Below are 19560 nucleotides of genomic sequence, written 5' to 3'. Positions count from 1 at the left end.
TAATAAAGAAAATTTAGCCTGGCAAGGCTATGCACAAAATGGTTGCCGAACTCTGCACTTTTTGCTTGCCAAATACAACTTTGTAGCCTAATTCCGCCAAAAATTGTTCCGAAAGAAAGCTGTACTCACCCATTGGGTATGTAAAATTGACCACTTTATTTCCTACGTTGTTTTCAATTAAGTAGTGATTCTTCAGTGTATCCTCGGTGAACTCTTTGTAATAAGATCCACTCATTTCGTATTTGTTCTGCAAAATCCCCCGTCTATTTGAGTATTCCTCTTCATTCGCGTTATGCAAATCATAGGTGTGAATCTGAATATCGAAAACGCCATACTCGTACATTTCCCTTGCTTGTTCCCAGGAAAAATGGGGAATGATATCATTTTCTGTGTTTTTATATTTATTTTGTCCAACAGACCACCCAATTATGGAAATAGTAGCTTTCATACCAATCTCTTTTAAGATGGGATAAGCATACTTTCTTCCCGATTCAAGAACGAAAGAAGTTCATCAACAAGCGTATTTTGATTACGCCTGTAATGAGAACGAGTCTGCAGTTCCATGTAAAGGGAAACGACCTTTTGCCAGCGGCTCTGCTTTCTGACTTGATCCAGGCAGTGGTGGTAAGCAATTTTGTATAGCCACGCTGAGAAAGACAACCGGTTCTCATATCGTTCGATCTCTTGATAGACCTTGATGAATATTTCCTGTACTGCATCTTCTGCTTCTTCACGATTTTTAAGGATACAGTAGCAGTAGGTATATATTTTTTTCTCGAATGTTTGAATAATGACTGTGTATGCTCGCGTATCTCCCGATTTCACTCGAGCTACGATTGATTCGATCGTTTGTTGTTCTTTATCTACGCCTTTTTCTTCGGAGTTTGGCTGTTTCAAAGAATTTCCTCCTTCTATCCCGATTACAAAATTAAAACGAATGAAAAGGCCCATTTCGTGACAGGGAAAATATTTTTTATTTATTGTTCACATATTTTATTTTAATTTCGTTAAATAAAATCGGACATAAGTCTTACTCCCAAAACAGTTTTTTTAATAAAGTCGCGAATTTGCCTTGACTACAAGCTGCGCTTTTACGAAATACCACGCACAGTAAGGTTGTGAGCCGTCAAGCTCGTAAATACAAAATTCATTTGTGTGAGCTTACTCATGATACAGAGTAACCTTACCATCCACCAACTTCTAGATCTTTAACAAGTGCGTCGACAGCACGTCCTAAAAAACGAGGCGATTCCGATATGATGAAATGCGGTTCCTATAGAGTAGTGCCACACCAGTTCTCTTCCTCCACACCGTAGTGCTCGGACATGATTTGCGAACGTATCTAATCCGGGTCATTGCTACAGCGATTCATTTTTATGGTGAAAGTTCATAGGTTAAAGACTTGCATCGACTCAACTATGGAGTTGATTTTGGGACGAATAAGTCGCTTATGAAGATTTGGTATTTGAATTACCCTTTAAGGACAAAACGGCTTCACCTAAGTCGATAAAACCTTTATTTCACTAGTAAATCTGGTCTTGATTCCTTTTACTAGCCTAGTGGCATCAGTTTTATGAACAAAACGATAAAAAAGTCAGCTATGGGCACTAGTGCAAATAAGGTAGTAGACCGATATTCCTTATCAATCAAGGAATCTCGGCCTTTTCTATTTCCAAAATACTTCTTTTGGATCGAATACAAATACTGGAGTACGTTTCTTCCTACCGAACAAAGCTCAATGTCGAAGATCGGCTGATACCAAACTATGTCTCCTATTATTTTCAGCCTGATCTGCTGAATCTGTAAAAAGCCATTCTCCCCCTGCCTTAGATAGTTTGGAAATGAAGAGATCGACAATTTTTGTAGAAGCAGTTCCCAAGATTACAGGGGGAAACCATTCTGTTATACCATTATTATATAACTGTTATAACCGAGTAAAACCAATTAATATAAATGGTATTTACAAACTATAAAGACTGTATTATATTAAAATCGTTTCCTGTAATAGTTGAATTTCAGTTTCGCTCACTTATTTAAACATCAATACAAACAGATTTGGAGGAAGATTTGTATGTCTAACCATGAATCGATCATTTCATCACTAAACGACAGTGGCATTCACTATTATCAAACCTATGAAGAAAGCCTTGCTCTTTGGCCAGTCGATTACGAAGCATTTTATGTATCCTCCCGTTTCGGTCAAACGCATGTCATTGCAAGTGGACCAAAGGATGCACCACCACTCGTATTACTGCACGGAGCATTATTTAGCTCCACCATGTGGTATCCAAATATTGCCGATTGGAGCAGCAAATACCGGACATACGCAATTGATATCATGGGTGATAAGAACAAAAGTATTCCTGTGGATTTAAATGGTACAAGAGCGAGTTACGCCGACTGGCTTCTTGATGTGTTTGATAATCTGGGTATCAAAAAGGCGAATATGGTTGGACTTTCGCTTGGTGGGCTTCACGTAATGAATTTTGTTTTACGTGCAGCCGAGAGAATTGAAAAGGCAGTTTTACTTAGTCCTGCGGAAACATTCGTATCCTTTGATCCAAGTTTCTACAAATACGCACTTGGCCTTGTTATGCCTAACGGCGTTGAGAACTTTTTAACGTGGATGATGGGAGATCGTTACGTGTTACACCCAAACTTTACAAAACAGTTTAATGCTGGAGTTATGTGGGAGGATGAATTACGAAGTCAAAAACCTAAAGCAGATGGATTCCCGTATGTTTTCAGTGACGAAGAGTTAAAATCAGTAAAAGTACCTATTCTCTTATTACTTAGCGAGCACGAAGTCATATATGACCCACAATCTGCTATAAAACGTGCTTCGACTTTTGTACCCGGTATTGAAGCAGAAATCGTTAAAAATGTTGGCCACGTTTTATCGATGGAACAGCCAGAATACGTTAATGAACGTGTGCTGGGATTTTTAGACAATTGAGTGACAGAAAAAGTTGAATTATAGGTGGATGAAGGCACCCTATCCATGGGGTGCCTTTTACATATACATAGGATCGTAAGTAATCCAACTATATCTAAGTGCCCTATCAGGCTCGATCGCAGTAAACTGCTTGTACCTACACGCGCACTAGGCAGTAAATCCTTAATTGTCTAGAGGTACGCCTAGAGGTCAGTCAATCGTTGCAGTTCCTTACTTTTGGAACAGCACCATTAATAAGGTCTCGTGTAAGCTCAAGGGCAGTCTCCTATAGACAGAACACCCCCCTATCCGATTTCTTTATCAAAGATTGCTTGCTCAATCTCATTTACGAATAGGCGCTATTTCTAATCCTCACTCTTAGACAGAGTTAAATCCAAATCGGGCCACCCTGCTTTACTATTTTTTCATTGATTGAAAGCTTGATTTTCTAAGAAAACGAACTAATCCTTGCTGGATATGTGAAGCCTGATACGTTTCATCGCAATTTCCCTATCCTGTTCCCAGTTAAAATGAGGGATCATCTCTTTATCTGTACTTGTATATGTGTGTTGCCCAACAGACGAAACCAATTACAGAGATGATTGCTTTCATTCTGGCCTCTTTTAAGTCGAAGACAAACTGGTAATTACTCAAACCACGTCAGCGGTCAGTCATATAGGGGGCTGTCTTTTTTGTTGCCAAATATACTAGATAGTTTGTACCGACGAGAGGGAGAATTCCATGCACACTTTGACTATTAACGATTTTTTACCTATTCATTGATGTGTCATTGTCTAATAATTATCTTTGTGGACCACCTTGATTCCGATGAGGAGTTGCCTTGGAATGCATGGTCTCATGACACGTAAGAATAGGAGTGTATTTTTATGTCAGAATCTAAGAGTAGGAACGGTTTCATTATCCTCGCCATGGCTCTGGGACTGCTGATGTCGTCCCTGGACAATACGATCACCTCAGCAGCCATTACTCATATCATTCAGGAGATTGGCGGTTTTGAAAGCATGAGCTGGGTCTTTACAGCCTACGTACTAGCGGCAACCAGCACGATGCTTATCTTCGGAAAAATGTCAGATCTTTTTGGACGAAAGCTGTTTTATTTAATCGGTATTACCGTTTTTTTAATCGGCTCTGCGCTATGTGGCGTCGCTCAAAACATTGAACAGCTCATTCTATTCCGTGCGATTCAAGGAATTGGTGGCGGGGCGCTTTTTCCTATCACCTTCACGATTCTGTTTACGCTTTCCTCTGATCCCAAATATACTGCACGTATTTCCGGGGTTTTCGCCGGCATCTTCGGACTTTCTTCAGTTGCTGGACCTCAAATCGGAACCTTACTTTCTGAGATTCTGGGATGGCGTTGGTGCTTTTATGTCAATATTCCCATCGGTTTATTGTCTCTAGTGACGCTCCTCGTCTCACTCAAAGAATCTCGCTCACAAGCGAAACCGCAGATTGACTATTTAGGAACCATTTCTTTAATCATCTCGTCAATAGCGATCATGCTGGCACTCGAATGGGGTGGCAAGGTGTATGCTTGGTCTTCGTGGCAGATTATCGGATTATTTGTTGTTTCAATCGTTGTCGGAGTATCCTTTATTTTCATTGAACGTCAGGCACAGGAACCCATTCTCCCTCTGATATTATTTAAAAATCGTATGGTGGTTGCGACCTGCATCGCCTGTCTATCACAAGGGGCTATTATGTTTGCTGCGATTACCTATTTACCGATCTTTGCGGTGGCTGTACTCGGTCATGCGAACGCTAATAGTGTTTTGACACCAATGATGCTCTCCTTGATGGCAGGGGCCGTAGTATTTGCGATGCTGCAAACCAAATTTTCATTTCGTGCCCTCATGACATTCTCCATGCTGGCTTGCTTGGGCATTAGCATTTTCTTAACGAACCTATCGCCTTCCATCTCTACCTTGCATCTGACATTACTCATGATTCTGCTCGGTTTTGCAGGGATTGGACCGCTCATGAGTATTGCACAGAACGCGATTGCCTATTCCGTTGACAAGAAGTATATGGGTATTTCTTCTTCAATCGTTGGTTTCAGCAGGAATATGGGGGGAGTATTGGGGGCGTCTGTTATGGCTGCTGTTGTTAACCAAAATTATAAAACGATCATCACAGCTGGAGAACCATTACAAGGAATTTCATCTGATAAAATAGAGAGTCTACTAAACCCTGAAATACTGATGCAGGCAACTACACAGATGGATCCAGATGTTCATTTGTTCCTCCGGGATTCATTAGGAGCTTCTATCAATCAAGGATATTTGGTGGGTATCGCTTTTGCCGTAATCGGGTTTCTTGCCGTATTAAATGCAGGGCCAGGCAAAGCGAACAACCCTAAAAAAGACAAAGCTTCATAGTTTGGCCACACTACTATATTGGAAAAAAGAAGGTGAAGGTCTGTGTATTATATTTTTCATCCTATAGTCCTGGTAATCATAACTATTTTGTCTTTTGTTATGGCGATAATCGTGAGTGCTTATTGTGCAAATGAAATCCCCATTCACTTGAATGTGGTAAAAGGGGCAGACATAACTGTCAATAAATATGTAGGCTTATTCATGCTTCCTGTAGGGATGTCCGGCATTCTCTTGTTACATCGTCTTTTTAATCATGTGGGAATCAAGGTGTTTTATTTTTTGGCAGCACTGCACGTTCTTTTACTATACTGGGCACTGGCCTTTTCATGAGTATGCGAGGCTTTTACGCTGTCTAATAAGATAGTTGATTGAAAGGATGATTGACGTGAAAATTGGTTTAATCAGGCATTATAAGGTAAAGCATGAGTATCCAACTGGTACTCCCATAAATGCAGATGAACTAAATGAATGGTTTCGAAGGTATGATGAAGCAGAAATTGAAAGGGGGTATACGGACCTACAAGGATTTGAATGGAATGAGTGCTTCACAAGTGATTTGCCGAGAGCTGTTAAAACAGCAGAGATCATATATAAAGGGTCGATTCGCAAAATGGCAGAGCTACAAGAAGTTCCACCACCTAGATTTACGATGAGTGTGAAGCTTCCCTTCTTTGCATGGGCTATTCTGATTCGATCTTCCATGTTTTTTAACAAACAAACTCGCCAAGCAGTCAGACAGGCCAAATCAAGAGTGAATGAAGTTCTCGATAAAGCTGTTTCCCTAGAAAAAGAGAATGTGTTAATCGTTAGTCATGCAGGTCTTATGATGTTTATGCGAAAAGAGCTGATTAGAAGAGGATTTAAGGGTCCTACGTTTAGGCATGCGGAAAATGGGAAGCTTTATATATTTGAGAATTGATAATCTGAGAAAAAGAAATTTCATTAAATGGTGTTTGTTCGGGAAGTTGCAAGGCGACTGGACAAGTTATTGAAGAGGTTTACAAGTTTTCCGGTAATTCTCTGGTAGAACCGTATTGGATACTTATTTTCAATTTTTCAGTTGAAAGAGCTTGCCATTCTCTTTGAAACTGAACAGTACCCTTTTTCAACTCGAATTATCATCTGGATAACACAGATTATAAATCTGAGAAGGCTCTTTTTTTCGTTAACCTTTTGTTTGATCTTTAGATTTATTGCTGAAAGAATCTATATCTATATCCACAAAACCGAACAAAAAATTGTGTAAACAAAAAAACAAGTCAGGCTGCCTATACTTTTTTGACAACCTGAAGCCGACCTTTTATGGTCGGCTTTTTGACATTATGGGAATCAAGAAATGCTTTTTCGAATATCCCGATCGATATCTACTTCTGAAAGGGAAAAAAATGTTTTTGTGTTTGCAAAAGGTGTAACCTCAGTGATAAACCCCTCGATTTCCTCCAATGACGCAATACTGAATTTCACTAAAAAACAAGCATCACCAGTAATGCGATAGCAAAAGTCACTTCGCGGGTGATTCTTAATAAATGATCGGAACCGTTCATACTCTCCATTCCTCATCGTTACCATCACAAAGCAGTCAATTGGAAACCCCATTCTTTTTTTATTTAGGGTAATCGTGTAGCTTTCGATGATACCTTTGTTCTCCAGTTTTCGTATGCGCTCTGCTAATGAAGGGGCAGACAAGTGGACTCTCTTTGATAATTCCCGAATAGAAAGGCGGCTGTCCTTTTGAAGCTCCGAAATAATTTGTATATCAACGCTATCCATTTGTTAACCTCCTAAGTAAAACGAGTTCCATTTATTATATCTAGAAGATAATTCTGTATCAAACGAAGTATCGATATGCTGGTTGATAGATTAAACTAAAGGTACTGTTTTACAGTGATAACTTTTTAGGAGGAATGTGCATGGCGCGGATACCATTTACAATTCATGGTGCAACTCCTTTTCAAAAGCTTTTGGGATATAATCAAGTGATTTTGAGTCGGTGGACTGGATTGAGTGATGCTTTTGAAAATACTGGAAAGCTCAGTCCAGTGTTAAAGGAACAGGTGCGTCGAACATTGGCGTTTGGCAATGGATGCGAGTATTGCCAGGCGAAAGGAAGGCCGTCCGATGTACAGATTGATCCACAAGTCGCTATTGCTGTAGGCTTTGCAGAAATTTTCCTGCAAAACTATCAAAATCTCGATGATTCTATCTTTGATGTTTTGCGAACTGTTTTTGATGATCAGGAGATTGCCGAGCTTTGTTCGTACATTTGCTTTATGACTGCTTCACAAATGTTTGGGGCTGTGATGAAGCTGGAAGCTGAGTAGGCCAGCTGTCGGATTTTAGTTTAAAAACCCGTCTCGTTTTTACTGAAACGGGTTTTTCTGTGAATCCCTATACCGGACGTGGCAAAGGTCAAGTGACGAAACTCAATGCCATTCTTTATTTGCGTTTTACTTCAAAAAGTACTGTTGAAGTGCTGCCCCTCCCTCCCCCAGATACCTGCCTTGCATCTAAGCTGTGCGTGAAGTAAAACAGATCTCAAGATGCCGAATTGATCGCTGAACTTCTTCCTCACGGATTACGCTTGCTATGTTCTCAATCATAAACAGCGCGATTTGAAAGAACTAGTTCGACATCGTAGAAAAATAAAATTGAAGAGCGAGCACGACAACATAACCATATTTAAAAGGTATCAAAGGGAGCAAAAATTAAACTCTCCTCCGTTATATCGGATTTTTCTACCAGAAGTATGCTTCAAGGATTAGCTTCTGGTGAAGTAGATGTTGAGAAACTTGCACCCTTTACTCACCTTACTATGAAACGAAAAAAGATGACCTTGAGTTGGCTCTTCACGAATTTGTGAACCCTTACCAATGTCTTAAGATAAAGACCATCTTATTCATATTGAATTTCTGATGAACAAGTCGAAAAATTAGACGGATGTCTCATAGCGAGTCATTTCTTTCCTAGAAGATGCTGAACGATTTGAATTCCAATACCAGGGATCCCTATTATATTCAATATCGATTAGCCATAGTTTTCTGGAAAATGTGGGAATCTACCAAAAAGCACCGCTGCCCCGCCAGCCAATCGATGGGACAGCAGCGAAGCGGCCTATCCTCTCGCTGCGTTGGTGGCACAGACACAAATTGATCAGGATGTCCTCGTCCTCAACCAGTGAACCGTGGCGTCCCAGCAAAAACAGCACCGGCCCCACCTCGTCAGACAGCGGGAATTGAACAGGCCGCGCTGATTGTGACTTGATGCCGATTGTGCATCCGCTCAGGCAGATGCTGTAGTCCCACCTGTTCGCCTTCAACGATGACGATCAGATAATTGATAAGGTTCTCCAGTTCGCGTACGTTTCCGGGCCAGTTGTAGTGACGCAGCACTTTCCTCACCTCCGGCTGGAAATGAAGTTGGCGCCGTTTTCCCTTGAGGAAATAGTCGATCAGGATAAACAGGTCCTCGTTTCTTTCCTGCAGGCTGCGAATGTGTAGCGGCAAGACGTTCAAGCGGTAGTATAGGTCTTCGCGAGAGCTGCCATTTTGAATCACTTCCAGCAGGTTACGGTTGGTTGTAGCGATAACAGACATTCACCGAAATGACGCGGTTCCCCCCGACCCGCATTACGTGCTGCTCCTCCAGCACACGGAGAAGCGCTGCCTGTTGCTCTCGATGCGAAACGGGAGGCGGCCTTTGTCCCAAACTGTAGGCGGAATGAACCGTCTTCCCATGGAGCGTGCCGAAAATACCTCAGCCCTGTTTGCGGTAGCCCAAGCTGCAGCCAGCGAACTCGGTCTGTCCTTGGAGAAGCAAGCGTCTGCGGTGGCAGCGACGGCAACTTCAGCGCAACGTTTGGTATCCCGACGCTGGACGGATTTGGTGCTTTGGGCGAAGGTCTACATGCCGAGCACGAGCATATCCTCATCGACTCCCTCGTCATTCGTGCTGCTTCGTTTGCCAATTTACTAGTAAAATTGTAAGGGGATTGCCGGAATAGGAAAGAAGGCATCGGATTCTCCCTCTCCTTCTTCTGGTGTACGCCTTGCGGGGAATGGTTAATTAAACTGAAGCCCCACCGCTATCTGGCATGATGACGAAGCGAAAGAAAGACACCGATGTCCCGCCTTGCTATGGCAAAGAGACATCGATGTCCTCATTCTGCACCAACACCTTGAAATTAATTGCCGCTTCATCCAGATTGCTGGTCGAGAATCAATGTATAATAAACTGCAGGTATCAAATCACTTTGCACACGTCTTGTTTCAAAAGGTATAATGGAAATGAGAATTTAAACAGGTTGCATTCTGGCATTTCCAGTATCTTTTTTTGTGCTCATTACCCTCACTAATATTTTCTCAACATCTTTATCGAGTAAAGGTTCAACCTTATTAAATGCACCAAGCACAAATTCTGTTTCTCTACAAAATCTTTTACAAGATGCGTACTTTTTAAGAGTGCCTAGCGTACCCCATCTTAATGGCCATCACGCTAATTGCAGGAGAACCTCTATTCGCTGCTACGATGTTTGATAGAAAATCGTTATCATGAGCCCCCGTCTGAAGCCGCGACAGTTTCAGTTACGTGCTTCCTTATATCAGCCGAGCTTCCCATTTGCAATACTTCCATTGACATCTTTTTCATCGACTGATATTCAAGGCTTCCTATTAATTTCCTTGCTTCTAAAACTGATCCTGGACTCATACTGAACTCGTCTAAGCCCATCCCCAATAAGAGCGGGATCAGGTCTGGATCGCCTGCTACCTCTCCACACATTCCTACCCATATTCTTTCTTTATGTCCGTTATCAATGACACTTTTTATCAAGCGTATAATAGCTGGGTGGAATGGGTCATACAAATGGGCGATTTTATCATTCATCCGATCGACTGCAACCGTATATTGGATGAGATCATTTGTTCCAATACTAAAAAAATCCACCTCTTTTGCGAACAAATCGGAAATAATAGCAGCAGCTGGAACTTCGATCATCATCCCGATCTCTACATCCTTATTGAATGGGATTTTTTTCATTTCAAGCTCAACACGAATTTCATTGACGATCGATTTCGCTTCACGGAGTTCCTTAAGATTTGAAATCATAGGGAACATGATTTTCATATTTCCATATAAGGAAGCCCTCAGCATTGCCCTGATTTGTGTTTGAAAGACATCTTTTTGATCAAGGCAGAGACGGATAGCCCGGTATCCTAAAAACGGATTCATTTCATCCGAAATAGGCAAATAGCTGAGTTTTTTATCCCCCCCAATGTCCAATGTCCTGATGACTACTGGTCTACCCTCCATCTTTTCAATCACTTCTTTATAGGCTATAAATTGATCTTCTTCTGTTGGGAGCATATCTCTGTCCATATATAAAAATTCAGTTCGGAATAGCCCGACACCTTCTGCTCCATTCTGAAGAACTCTTTCTATATCCATTGGTGTCCCAATATTTGCCGCAATCTCCACTCTTCTTCCGTCTTTCGTCAGGGAAGAAGCGTCTTTGTAATGTAGAAGAGCCCTTTTCGCATCCTGTATCTTGGCCTGTTTTCTGAAGTAGTCTGCAAGCAATTCCGCGGCGGGGTTTACTAGAACCTCCCCTTTTTCTCCGTCCAGGATCAAGACATCTCCGCTGCATATCACCTTCGTTGCATGACCTGCTCCTACAACAGCTGGTATTTCCAATGATTGTGCCATAATAGCAGTATGTGATGTCCCCCCTCCGATTTCCGTTACGAAGCCCATGATTTTTTCCTTGTCCAACTGTGCCGTTTCAGATGGTGTGAGGTCTTCTGCCACTAAAATACAATCATGGGTTAACTGAGGTGAAAGACCCTCATGTATTCCTAACAAAATCTGTTTTAACCTATTGGCAATATCTTTTATGTCAACGACTCTTTCCTTGAAATAGGCATCTTTCAGGGCCTCAAACCTTCCTGTGATGTTGTTGACCACCTGTTGCAGAGCGTACTCAGCATTTAGTCTCTCTGACCCGATTATCTGGACAACATAATCTGTTATCTCCGGGTCTTCTAGCATTTGAAGCTGCGCCTCAAAGATCGCCGCTTGTTTTGTGCCAAGCTTTTCTCCTGTATGACTTTTCAAGATGTGCAATTGATCTTTAGCCGTTTCAATCGCTGAATGAAACCGTCTTATTTCTAACTGGGTATTCTTTACAAGCCTTTTTCTAACTTCCAGTTTGGCTCGTGCAATAACGAGTGCAGTTCCTATCGCGATGCCCTTAGATGCGGATATTCCCTTTATCAAAGACTTTCACCTCTTACATTTATGACGAAATAGATGCGTGTTCAAGAAAACCATCGATTGCTAGCGTCATTCTCTTCGTAATCAACTGAGGCCTCGTTATCGCAGATCCGACTACGACAGAATGCGCTCCTAATTTCATAGCCTTGACGACATCCTCAGGAGTCCAAAATCTCCCTTCTGCAAATACGGGAATTTTCACTTTTTCTGCTAAGCTGATAATAATTCCAAAGTCAGGCGCTCTAAAGTTATCCGTGAAATTATAGACTGGATTTTTGAGGTAATGCTCATACCCCGCAAGGGTTGTCGCGATCAGATCTGCACCTGCATTCCAAGCAGCGAGCCCTTCTTCCGCATTCGAGACATCCGTCATGACTGGTACCGGAAATCTCTTTTTGATGGAGTCTATAAATTCAGCCGTTGTTTTACCATCAGGTTTCAATGAACTTGTACCATCGATACAAACTATATCAGCACCCGCTTCCACGACTTCCTCAACCTCATAAAGGGTCGGGGTGATATAAGCGAGAGTGTTTTCGTACCTCTTTTTTACAATTCCGATGACGGGAATGGACACGGTTTTCTTCACTTCAAGGATATTTTCCCCAGAGTTAATCCGCAATCCCACTGCTCCCCCCATTTCTGCAGCAAGTGCCATTTTGGCGATATTCAATGGACCGTAAAAAGGATCACCCTCAACAGCTTGGCAAGACACAATTAGTCCTCTTTTCATTCTCGAAACTCCCAATGATGGCACCCCTTATCGTAAAGAAGGCAGCATAAATTCCGGTTAATGCTGCCTTCCAGATCACATTCTAATCTTGAAACGTTTCCACCAGTTCTTTCAATTCCTGTGAAGCTTTTTGCTCATCTTCACCCGATACTTGAATGGTAATAGTCGTTCCTTTGCCAATCCCCAACCCCATAATGCCGAGGATGCTTTTTCCATTTGCGGTAGACGTATCCTTTTTGATCGTAATGGAAGAGCGATAGGCCTTCGCTTTTTCTACAAACTGAGCGGCTGGTCTCGCATGTAATCCGAGCTCATTTATTACTGTCACTTTTGTCTCTATCATCCCAATTCTCCTATCCCTTTTGCTTTTACTCTTATTCAAATCGTCTCTTACTGTTCATAAAGCTATGAAAATCAGGATAACGTACGGTTTTCATATCCACCTGTTTATCCTTTGCTAATCGGAAAAAAAGGACTTGCAGTGGTACAATGTATTCGATTGGAGTAAAATCCTCATCTTCGTGAAAACTGACACTGACATTCCTTTCGTCTCCACTTCCGTCATCCTGCGTGACCATGTACGAATGATTCGTTTTTGTGGAAAAGTACTCATTCAGCCGCAAAGCTCGTTCTTTGCTTGCCCCTCTGGGGACGATAAAAAAGATGTAGCTACTCTCATCGATTGCGTTATAAGGTCCGTGCATAAATTCTTCTAATTCATACACACTTACGGGGAACCGTGAAGTTTCCAAAAATTTAAGTCCCGCTTCCAGTGCCGTACCATAATTATTCCCATAGCCTGAGACAATCAGGGTTTTCGCTTGCAGAAGTTCCTCTCGGTTTTTTTCATACCATTCATCAGCTTTTTTAATTGCTCTTGGAATAGATTCTATAGTCGTCGTTAAACTATTATAGCAAGAGCGGTATTCTTCTTCCTTTAGTAAATTCAAATGACGAGCGGTTTCCAATGCTGCCAGATAGAAGGCCAGAACAGTTGCCGTATAACCCTTTGTAGTTGCACCCGCCTCTTCGTCTCCAGAAGGTACGATCATTACATGATGGGTATGCTCAGTAATGTAACTCCCCTCTTCTGATGTCACGGCAATCGTGGGTAATCCACACTCAATCGCTTTCATGATGCTGTTTACCGCAGCAGTACTCTCTCCACTCTGGGAAATTCCTACCACAAGGGTCTCAGTATCTATTACGTTTTCATAATTAGTAAACGAGTGGGCAGTCTGGACATCGACTTGAATTCGGAGGATTTTCTGCATGAAATATTTGGCGGAGTAAGCAGCATTATAAGACGAACCCGACCCTGCCAAAATGATCCGAGAAATCTTGTTCCTTGAAAAAATGTCCACAAAATCACGGGTAATCTGTTTGGAGTGATCTAGCATTCGTGTTAAGACAATCGGTTGTTCCACAATGTAATCGTATAGTTCCACTGCCATGTTCAACTCTCCCTTACTTTTTGTTTTATAAGAATCCAATAACTTTTCCGAAAACACCGAACATAATTAAACCAATCAGGAGATAGATCACTTTCACTTGCTTTTTATTCAGAAGATAGAAGACCACCAGCGTAAGGAGGAGTGGCAATAAAGAAGGCAGAATTTTATCTAATACTCCTTGAAGTTCGATTTTGGTTCCCGAAAATTCAAACGCTAAAGGGGTATGAAATTCCACCATGGTTGCAGTCATTGCTCCTACCGCCATTAATCCGACAATTGATGCACCCTTTGTGATCTTCTGAGTCAGCCCACTTTCTGAAGCATTGCTCAAAAATTTGATTCCCGCCTTATACCCTTGCATGATCCCGTTAATTCGAACAAAATAATGCGGGATATTAAAGAGCAGGATGTAGAATAGCAACCCAACTGCACTTCCCTTAGAGGTTAGTGATGCACCTATCGCAGCTGCAATCACCCGAAAGGTTCCCCAGAAAAAGGTATCCCCGATTCCCGCCAGCGGGCCCATCAGCCCTGCTTTTACTGCATTGATAGCGTCCGGATTAAATCCCTTTTCCTTTGCGTTCTGTTCTTCCATTGCTGTCGTGACTCCCATGATGAAGCTTCCCATCCATGGAGCCGTATTGAAAAATTCTAGGTGCCTCTTCAACGCTATACTCAATTCTTCTTTTGTTCGGTACAGCTTCTTCAAGACGGGGATCATGGAGTATGCGAATCCCAAAGCCTGCATTCGCTCGAAGTTCCAAGAACCCTGTAAGGTCAACGAACGAAAGAACACCCTCCATAGATCCTTCTTTCCAATTGACTTTTCTTCGTCATGGCTCATACTGTCATCCTTTCTTCGTCAGCACGATCGTATTGTGAAAGAATCAATGCTATGACAAGGCCGATTAAAGCGACGCCTAGAATGTCCAAGTTGAGGTAAGCAGCTAGAAGGAACCCAAGGAGAAAAAAGGGAATGAGTTTCTTGCTGATCATCATTTGCAATAGCAAGGCGAATCCAATAGCCGGCAATAAGAGCGCACCCGACAACAATCCATCTAGAAGCCACTGAGGCAATGATTTAATGAACACGTCCATCAGTGTAGATCCGATCATCAGCATCGTAAAAGTAGGCAAAAACCCATTCAAGAAAAATACAACAAACCCGATTTTATGCATCCGCTCTACCCCGGCGATGTTTCCTTCTGCCGCGTATCGATCAGCTTTGTGAATTAGGGGTGTGTTGACTATCCTGGCGAGGTCCCCTACCCTGTCAGCAAGTAAAGCTACTGGGACAGCCAAAGTGAGAGCTACAGCTGCTCCTTGATTTGACATAATCGCAAAAGCAGTTCCCAATGCGGATGCAGTAACCACATCTCCCGTACTGGAAGCACCAACTTGGACAGCGCCGATAAAAATTAATTCCAGCGTACCACCGACGATAAGACCGGTTTGAAAATCTCCCAATACCAAACCCACCAGTGGACCGATGATAATGGGACGTCCAAACATGTTGTCCCCGAGTATTCGGGAGTCGAGAATACCAAATCCGGCTATAATACCTACGAGGATTGCTTCAAGCCACATAGATTTGCCCCCTTAGCCTATGAGCTCTGTAATCGTTTTCTTTTTTTCTGTAGGGACCTGTCTTACTTCGACCTCTACACCTATCGATACAATTTGATCAAAAGTCAGGATATCTGCTTCATTAACTGCAACAGCTGGGGATATCATCCTTTTTCCTTCTGACATTCGCATCCCGCCGACATTAACGGCTGAAATCCCCTTTACACCTTGGCACAAAGCCAATGCATCGGACGCTTTGTCCACCAATACAAACGACGAGTATTTTTCTGACTCTTCACTGTTCAGAAATGAAACGGCATCCGTAACGGAGAGTAGAAGGAGCTTTACTCCGGGTGGTTTTGCGAGATTGAGCATCATTTTCTTAAGTTCATCGTTGACCACTACATCGTTTGCGACTAAAATGCAGTTCACACCTAGATACTTCGTCCAAGCGAATGCTACTTGTCCATGAATCAACCGGTCATCAATTCTTAGTAACTTTATCATCTGTATCCCTCCTTGTTTCTCAATGATTTTATAAATTGGCCATCGGATTTAGATACTTCATTCCTTCCCTTCCCCTTACAATGGCCTCATCGATCACAGTCTGCAGCTCCTTCTGCTCGTCTGCAATGAGAATCTCCAGGGCTAAAGGAAGATTTACGCCAGTGATAACGTGGATATTGTGGGTTTTAATATAAGGAAAAAAGCTGTTTGTTACACTGCCGCCGAAAACATCTGTCAGAACAATAACTTCATTTTTCTCTCCCTTTGACTGCAACAGTTCTTCAATTTTTCCATTAATGATTTCCGGGCTGTCTCCTTGAACGACGGAGATGCAGTCCACATTTTCAAACTTTCCCACAATCATCCCCACCGAATCCATGATTCCTTTTGAGAAAATGCCATGAGATGCTACGATATATTTCCGCATAATTTCACCTCCTCCATTTGTAGATTTTTATATTGCAAAAGCTATGCCAAGCAGTGTAATACTGCTCGGCATAGCTTTAAACAATGGGATCTTTGGTTTTCATATTGATAATATCGTAAATAAAGCCGATTTCTGCAACCGGAATCATGACACTATACACTTTCTCTATGACACTAAAACTTCGTCTTACAATTTGAATAAATTTATGGTGATACTTCTCGAATGACTCAATATCCTCATAGGAACTAATGGGTTCATTTTTGACCAAACGTTCCACCAAGCAGCTAATGTGAACATACAAACTAATTTTTACACTGTTAGAAAACTCCATTCCCATTTCAAATTGCATGTGATCCGTTACCATTTCAATGTAGTTCATCAATTTGTCAGGATTTAAAATAGTTACGTGATTAATGACGCTTTGCAACGAAAATAGCTTTACGATATTACGATTGATACGAATGATCTCGTTTTCCTTGACAACTCCCCTTAAAATCTCAAAGAAAACGTCGTTACTCTTTTCCATCATGATATCTTCTAGAGCTACGAACGGGACATGATCAATGTTCGGATTAGCTGTACCGATAACTGCTATCACCTGAAACGTTTTAAAGATAGGATCGCTCTTGCCGTTATTCTTCAACCGCAGGTAATCGTATGGAATGATTTCTAAATCCGAGTTGGAATCTTCAAAGCTTTGGTGCATTAAGTCCTTAATTTTCTGTGCTGTTCCAATTCCAGTTACACAAGTCGTAAGGATGGCTTTTTTCTTCGGGCAATTGTTCTTGACAATTTTATACTTGGGCTGACAATCCTCCGTTACTGTCTCTACAATTTGTTCTACATCCATTCCTTGCAAGATTTTTGATCCGGTATCCAAAGCTAAATAGGTAGAAATATTATTAATAATGCCAATGGTTCCCTCCACAATACCATCCAGTGTCATATGGATATCCTCCAGGGCACCCATATCAACGAGGATAATCATTCCCTTGTCCGTGTTAATGGTAGTGATGTGATCGATAAGCTGTTGGGTAATCTGTTCAAGGGTGGTCTGATACGGCATATCGATCGCCTCGAAGACATACTGACCCAACAGACGATTTGCCACATTCGCAATACTGCTTGCAGTAGAGTGCCCGTGTGAAATGATAATAGCTCTGATGCGGTTGATATCTAAGTGTTTGTTCGTTCCTTTAATATACAGAGTAGTGATAATGATATCCTCATCCGTAGCCTCAACACCAAGGTTAGACCTGAGTAAATCAATGAATTTGATCGCTAATTCATGCTCTTTTGGGTACAGCTTCTGAACTAACTTCAGCAAATCAGATAATTTCCTGGAGAATTTCCCACTGTTTCCATAACCGTTAATGGAACGATAATAAAGGAAATTAGAGAACATGCTGGAGGTATTCGAGTAGAAAGACAAACCAAAATTATTTTTGATTACCTCCATGATGCTGTCCACCATTTTTTTCATAAAGGAGAACCTGATCGAGTAACGGGAATATTCCGCATTGTTCTCTGCCACCATCGTATCAAAAGCGTAATCAATTACCTTGTTGACATCAGTGATTAGCTCATCCAAATTCAAAATATCTTTTCGGTAATTATCGTAGATTGTGATCACTTCATGAACCAGTTCTTCCAACACCTTGCTTTTACTCATGTCCAAGCTAAAATCATGATTCTGTGCATCTCTTCTGATTTTAACATCATGAAATGGCGATTCGTTCGCGAACAAACTTTCCCGAATGCCTTCGCTTTTCTGAATGAATTCATCCGGCAGATGACTGACGCTGATATTCAGAATCGTGGTATGACTCCCTAGGGCTTTCAAGTTTTGATAGAATGCATTGGCGCAAGTATATTTTATGATATTGCGTAACTCACCAATGTTCCCCTGAAACTTGGTATAGATCAACATGTTCAATACTTGCTTGCCAATCATGAGATCATGGCCTATCGTCTGAGACTCATCTGTGAAGAAGCGGCCAATTAACTCCATTTTTTCTTTGACTGTCCGCTCTTCTAAACAAGGAATCGTTACAACAATCGGGATCCTTCTTAAAAAGGTTTGGATCAAGACATCTTGAGGATTTTCCGTTGTGGCAAAAACGAATCTGACTTTCGACTTACGCCATTTCTGAGTTTCCCCCATTCGTCGAAACACACCTTTGTCCATGAACAGGAATAGCTTTTCCTGTCCTTCGGGGGATAGACGATGAACTTCATCCAAAAACAGATATCCTCCATCTGCTTCTTCTATGAAACCAGTTTTGTTTTCGTCTGCGCCTGTAAAAGATCCTTTAACATATCCGAATAGATTACCAGTGAGCAACTCAGGATTGTTAACGAATTCTGCACAGTTCACGATCACGAATGGTGCTTTTTTATCAATCAATTCCTTTATGACGGCGTATTCGTACATGTACTGAGCCATAAGGCTCTTTCCCACTCCAGTAGCCCCGTGAATCAGGACGGGTAGGCCCTCATTTGGGTAATTTACTGCTACTTTACATTGTTCTATTTGGTGGTTAATAGTGTTGGAATAGCCAATCATTTTGGAAAAGGGATCCACGTTTTGGGTGCTGGTGTTGTTCATATAGGACAGGAATTCTGTGATGCTGGCAAACTCGCTTTGAAAGAGTGACATCTCCGTTTTTTTCTCTAAAGCCTCTTTGCAAAAGAAGTAGACTGGTCTTGTGTTGATTTTAATAACTTCCCCACTCCGGACCAGTTCATTTAATGTGTGGCTGATCAAGTTGCGTTTCTTGCCCAATATTTTGGCAAGATGGCTGCTGGTAAAGTCATCAAAGCTCAGATCGTCTTTGTCGAAGTCGTGGTTCATGGTAACCAATCGTAATTGATCATAAATCACATCTTTGTTCATGTCAGCCTCCCCCATCCGTCACCCTAAAAAACAAATTAATACAATAATCAAAATATATCATGTGTGAAAATATTTAAAAATCACTTTACTACATCAGATATCTAATCTCAACACTTACAAGAATGAACTTCTATGAAAGTGGAATGTTCACATGGAATTCATGTTCAGAAAACACATGCCCTTTATCCTGAACCTTTTCATATATTTAGGTTGATTGAGTTAACACGAAATTCTTGACAGATTCTAAAGTTGTGAATCCAATTTTTCAGTATTTCCACTGTAATAATACTAGAAGGTGGTCAATCGAGTAGGAGGGGGTGGCTAGCCCCCGTCCTCTCACACCACCGTACGTACCGTTCGGTATACGGCGGTTCAT

Annotated in this window: 18 protein-coding genes and 1 pseudogene; 5 read left to right on the top strand and 14 right to left on the bottom strand. The window is 41.6% G+C overall.

Going from position 1 to position 19560, the window contains the following annotated elements:
• Nucleotides 1–13 precede the first annotated feature (13 nt).
• Entirely contained in the window at nucleotides 14–448 is a 435-nt protein-coding gene (locus tag SB752_RS31535; RefSeq protein WP_410719369.1) for a polysaccharide deacetylase family protein, read from the bottom strand.
• An 11-nt stretch (nucleotides 449–459) separates the two neighbouring features.
• On the bottom strand, nucleotides 460–897 hold the full coding sequence (locus SB752_RS31530) for an RNA polymerase sigma factor (protein WP_410719368.1): 438 nt from the start codon (nucleotides 895–897) through the stop codon (nucleotides 460–462).
• A gap of 1174 nt (nucleotides 898–2071) precedes the next feature.
• Here SB752_RS31530 and SB752_RS31525 point away from each other — a divergent pair.
• The 3 genes from SB752_RS31525 to SB752_RS31515 all read left to right on the top strand — a co-directional run bounded on the left by SB752_RS31525 (nucleotide 2072) and on the right by SB752_RS31515 (nucleotide 6253).
• Entirely contained in the window at nucleotides 2072–2956 is an 885-nt protein-coding gene (locus tag SB752_RS31525; RefSeq protein ID WP_410719367.1) for a carboxylesterase, read from the top strand.
• An 866-nt stretch (nucleotides 2957–3822) separates the two neighbouring features.
• Entirely contained in the window at nucleotides 3823–5334 is a 1512-nt protein-coding gene (locus SB752_RS31520) for an MFS transporter (protein WP_410719366.1), read from the top strand.
• Nucleotides 5335–5710: 376 nt separating this feature from the next.
• A complete protein-coding gene (locus SB752_RS31515) occupies nucleotides 5711–6253 on the top strand; it encodes a histidine phosphatase family protein (protein WP_410719365.1) in 543 nt (180 codons plus the stop codon).
• A gap of 410 nt (nucleotides 6254–6663) precedes the next feature.
• Here SB752_RS31515 and SB752_RS31510 read toward each other — a convergent pair whose 3' ends face one another.
• On the bottom strand, nucleotides 6664–7104 hold the full coding sequence (locus SB752_RS31510) for an Lrp/AsnC family transcriptional regulator (protein ID WP_410719364.1): 441 nt from the start codon (nucleotides 7102–7104) through the stop codon (nucleotides 6664–6666).
• Between the two features lie 140 nt (nucleotides 7105–7244).
• Here SB752_RS31510 and SB752_RS31505 point away from each other — a divergent pair, with 140 nt between their 5' ends.
• Nucleotides 7245–7655 carry a carboxymuconolactone decarboxylase family protein gene (locus SB752_RS31505; RefSeq protein ID WP_410719363.1) on the top strand — a complete coding sequence of 137 codons (411 nt, stop codon included), beginning with the start codon at nucleotides 7245–7247 and terminating at the stop codon, nucleotides 7653–7655.
• An 897-nt stretch (nucleotides 7656–8552) separates the two neighbouring features.
• Here the strand turns inward: SB752_RS31505 and SB752_RS31500 are convergent.
• Together SB752_RS31500 and SB752_RS33555 are read right to left on the bottom strand one after the other, a co-directional pair.
• On the bottom strand, nucleotides 8553–8888 hold the full coding sequence (locus SB752_RS31500; protein WP_486304126.1) for an AAA-type ATPase lid domain-containing protein: 336 nt from the start codon (nucleotides 8886–8888) through the stop codon (nucleotides 8553–8555).
• A pseudogene (locus SB752_RS33555) lies at nucleotides 8889–8961 on the bottom strand (hypothetical protein); the annotation flags it as partial.
• Nucleotides 8962–9030: 69 nt separating this feature from the next.
• Here SB752_RS33555 and SB752_RS31495 point away from each other — a divergent pair.
• Nucleotides 9031–9306 (top strand): hypothetical protein, encoded by a 276-nt coding sequence (locus SB752_RS31495; RefSeq protein ID WP_410719362.1) that lies wholly within the window; start codon nucleotides 9031–9033, stop codon nucleotides 9304–9306.
• 573 nt (nucleotides 9307–9879) lie between these two features.
• On the opposite strand, the gene ptsP is transcribed toward SB752_RS31495, so the two are convergent.
• From ptsP to SB752_RS31450, 9 genes are all read right to left on the bottom strand, one after another.
• Nucleotides 9880–11604, bottom strand: coding sequence for a phosphoenolpyruvate--protein phosphotransferase (gene ptsP / locus SB752_RS31490; protein ID WP_410719361.1), 1725 nt, complete (start codon nucleotides 11602–11604; stop codon nucleotides 9880–9882).
• 19 nt (nucleotides 11605–11623) lie between these two features.
• Nucleotides 11624–12334, bottom strand: a complete 711-nt coding sequence (locus SB752_RS31485) for an N-acetylmannosamine-6-phosphate 2-epimerase (RefSeq protein ID WP_410719360.1) — start codon at nucleotides 12332–12334, stop codon at nucleotides 11624–11626.
• An 82-nt stretch (nucleotides 12335–12416) separates the two neighbouring features.
• Nucleotides 12417–12677: an HPr family phosphocarrier protein gene (locus tag SB752_RS31480; RefSeq protein WP_410719359.1), complete on the bottom strand. Its 261-nt coding sequence runs from the start codon at nucleotides 12675–12677 to the stop codon at nucleotides 12417–12419.
• 31 nt (nucleotides 12678–12708) lie between these two features.
• Nucleotides 12709–13788 carry an SIS domain-containing protein gene (locus tag SB752_RS31475; RefSeq protein ID WP_410719370.1) on the bottom strand — a complete coding sequence of 360 codons (1080 nt, stop codon included), beginning with the start codon at nucleotides 13786–13788 and terminating at the stop codon, nucleotides 12709–12711.
• A gap of 25 nt (nucleotides 13789–13813) precedes the next feature.
• Nucleotides 13814–14632 carry a PTS system mannose/fructose/sorbose family transporter subunit IID gene (locus tag SB752_RS31470; protein ID WP_410719358.1) on the bottom strand — a complete coding sequence of 273 codons (819 nt, stop codon included), beginning with the start codon at nucleotides 14630–14632 and terminating at the stop codon, nucleotides 13814–13816.
• Nucleotides 14629–15375 carry a PTS mannose/fructose/sorbose/N-acetylgalactosamine transporter subunit IIC gene (locus SB752_RS31465; protein WP_410719357.1) on the bottom strand — a complete coding sequence of 249 codons (747 nt, stop codon included), beginning with the start codon at nucleotides 15373–15375 and terminating at the stop codon, nucleotides 14629–14631. The genes SB752_RS31470 and SB752_RS31465 overlap by 4 nt, the downstream gene beginning before the upstream one ends.
• A gap of 12 nt (nucleotides 15376–15387) precedes the next feature.
• A complete protein-coding gene (locus SB752_RS31460; protein WP_410719356.1) occupies nucleotides 15388–15861 on the bottom strand; it encodes a PTS sugar transporter subunit IIB in 474 nt (157 codons plus the stop codon).
• 28 nt (nucleotides 15862–15889) lie between these two features.
• Complete coding sequence (locus tag SB752_RS31455; protein WP_410719355.1) at nucleotides 15890–16288, bottom strand: PTS sugar transporter subunit IIA; 399 nt, start codon at nucleotides 16286–16288, stop codon at nucleotides 15890–15892.
• Between the two features lie 76 nt (nucleotides 16289–16364).
• Nucleotides 16365–19184, bottom strand: a complete 2820-nt coding sequence (locus SB752_RS31450) for a sigma 54-interacting transcriptional regulator (protein WP_410719354.1) — start codon at nucleotides 19182–19184, stop codon at nucleotides 16365–16367.
• Nucleotides 19185–19560 lie beyond the last annotated feature (376 nt).

The sequence above is a fragment of the Brevibacillus sp. SIMBA_040 genome (assembly GCF_046535075.1).
Taxonomy (GTDB): Bacteria; Bacillota; Bacilli; order Brevibacillales; family Brevibacillaceae; genus Brevibacillus.
This window is presented reverse-complemented; position numbering and strand designations above follow the sequence as displayed.

Bases quoted from the DNA above. Each gene is read 5' to 3' on its own strand.
- SB752_RS31525 (WP_410719367.1), top strand. From the start codon at position 2,072: ATGTCTAACCATGAATCGATCATTTCATCACTAAACGACAGTGGCATT.
- SB752_RS31465 (WP_410719357.1), bottom strand. From the start codon at position 15,375: ATGTGGCTTGAAGCAATCCTCGTAGGTATTATAGCCGGATTTGGTATT.
- SB752_RS31505 (WP_410719363.1), top strand. From the start codon at position 7,245: ATGGCGCGGATACCATTTACAATTCATGGTGCAACTCCTTTTCAAAAG.
- SB752_RS31485 (WP_410719360.1), bottom strand. From the start codon at position 12,334: ATGAAAAGAGGACTAATTGTGTCTTGCCAAGCTGTTGAGGGTGATCCT.
- SB752_RS31520 (WP_410719366.1), top strand. From the start codon at position 3,823: ATGTCAGAATCTAAGAGTAGGAACGGTTTCATTATCCTCGCCATGGCT.
- SB752_RS31450 (WP_410719354.1), bottom strand. From the start codon at position 19,184: ATGAACAAAGATGTGATTTATGATCAATTACGATTGGTTACCATGAAC.
- SB752_RS31470 (WP_410719358.1), bottom strand. From the start codon at position 14,632: ATGAGCCATGACGAAGAAAAGTCAATTGGAAAGAAGGATCTATGGAGG.
- SB752_RS31535 (WP_410719369.1), bottom strand. From the start codon at position 448: ATGAAAGCTACTATTTCCATAATTGGGTGGTCTGTTGGACAAAATAAA.
- SB752_RS31510 (WP_410719364.1), bottom strand. From the start codon at position 7,104: ATGGATAGCGTTGATATACAAATTATTTCGGAGCTTCAAAAGGACAGC.
- SB752_RS31480 (WP_410719359.1), bottom strand. From the start codon at position 12,677: ATGATAGAGACAAAAGTGACAGTAATAAATGAGCTCGGATTACATGCG.
- SB752_RS31460 (WP_410719356.1), bottom strand. From the start codon at position 15,861: ATGATAAAGTTACTAAGAATTGATGACCGGTTGATTCATGGACAAGTA.
- SB752_RS31455 (WP_410719355.1), bottom strand. From the start codon at position 16,288: ATGCGGAAATATATCGTAGCATCTCATGGCATTTTCTCAAAAGGAATC.
- SB752_RS31475 (WP_410719370.1), bottom strand. From the start codon at position 13,788: ATGGCAGTGGAACTATACGATTACATTGTGGAACAACCGATTGTCTTA.
- SB752_RS31515 (WP_410719365.1), top strand. From the start codon at position 5,711: ATGATTGACGTGAAAATTGGTTTAATCAGGCATTATAAGGTAAAGCAT.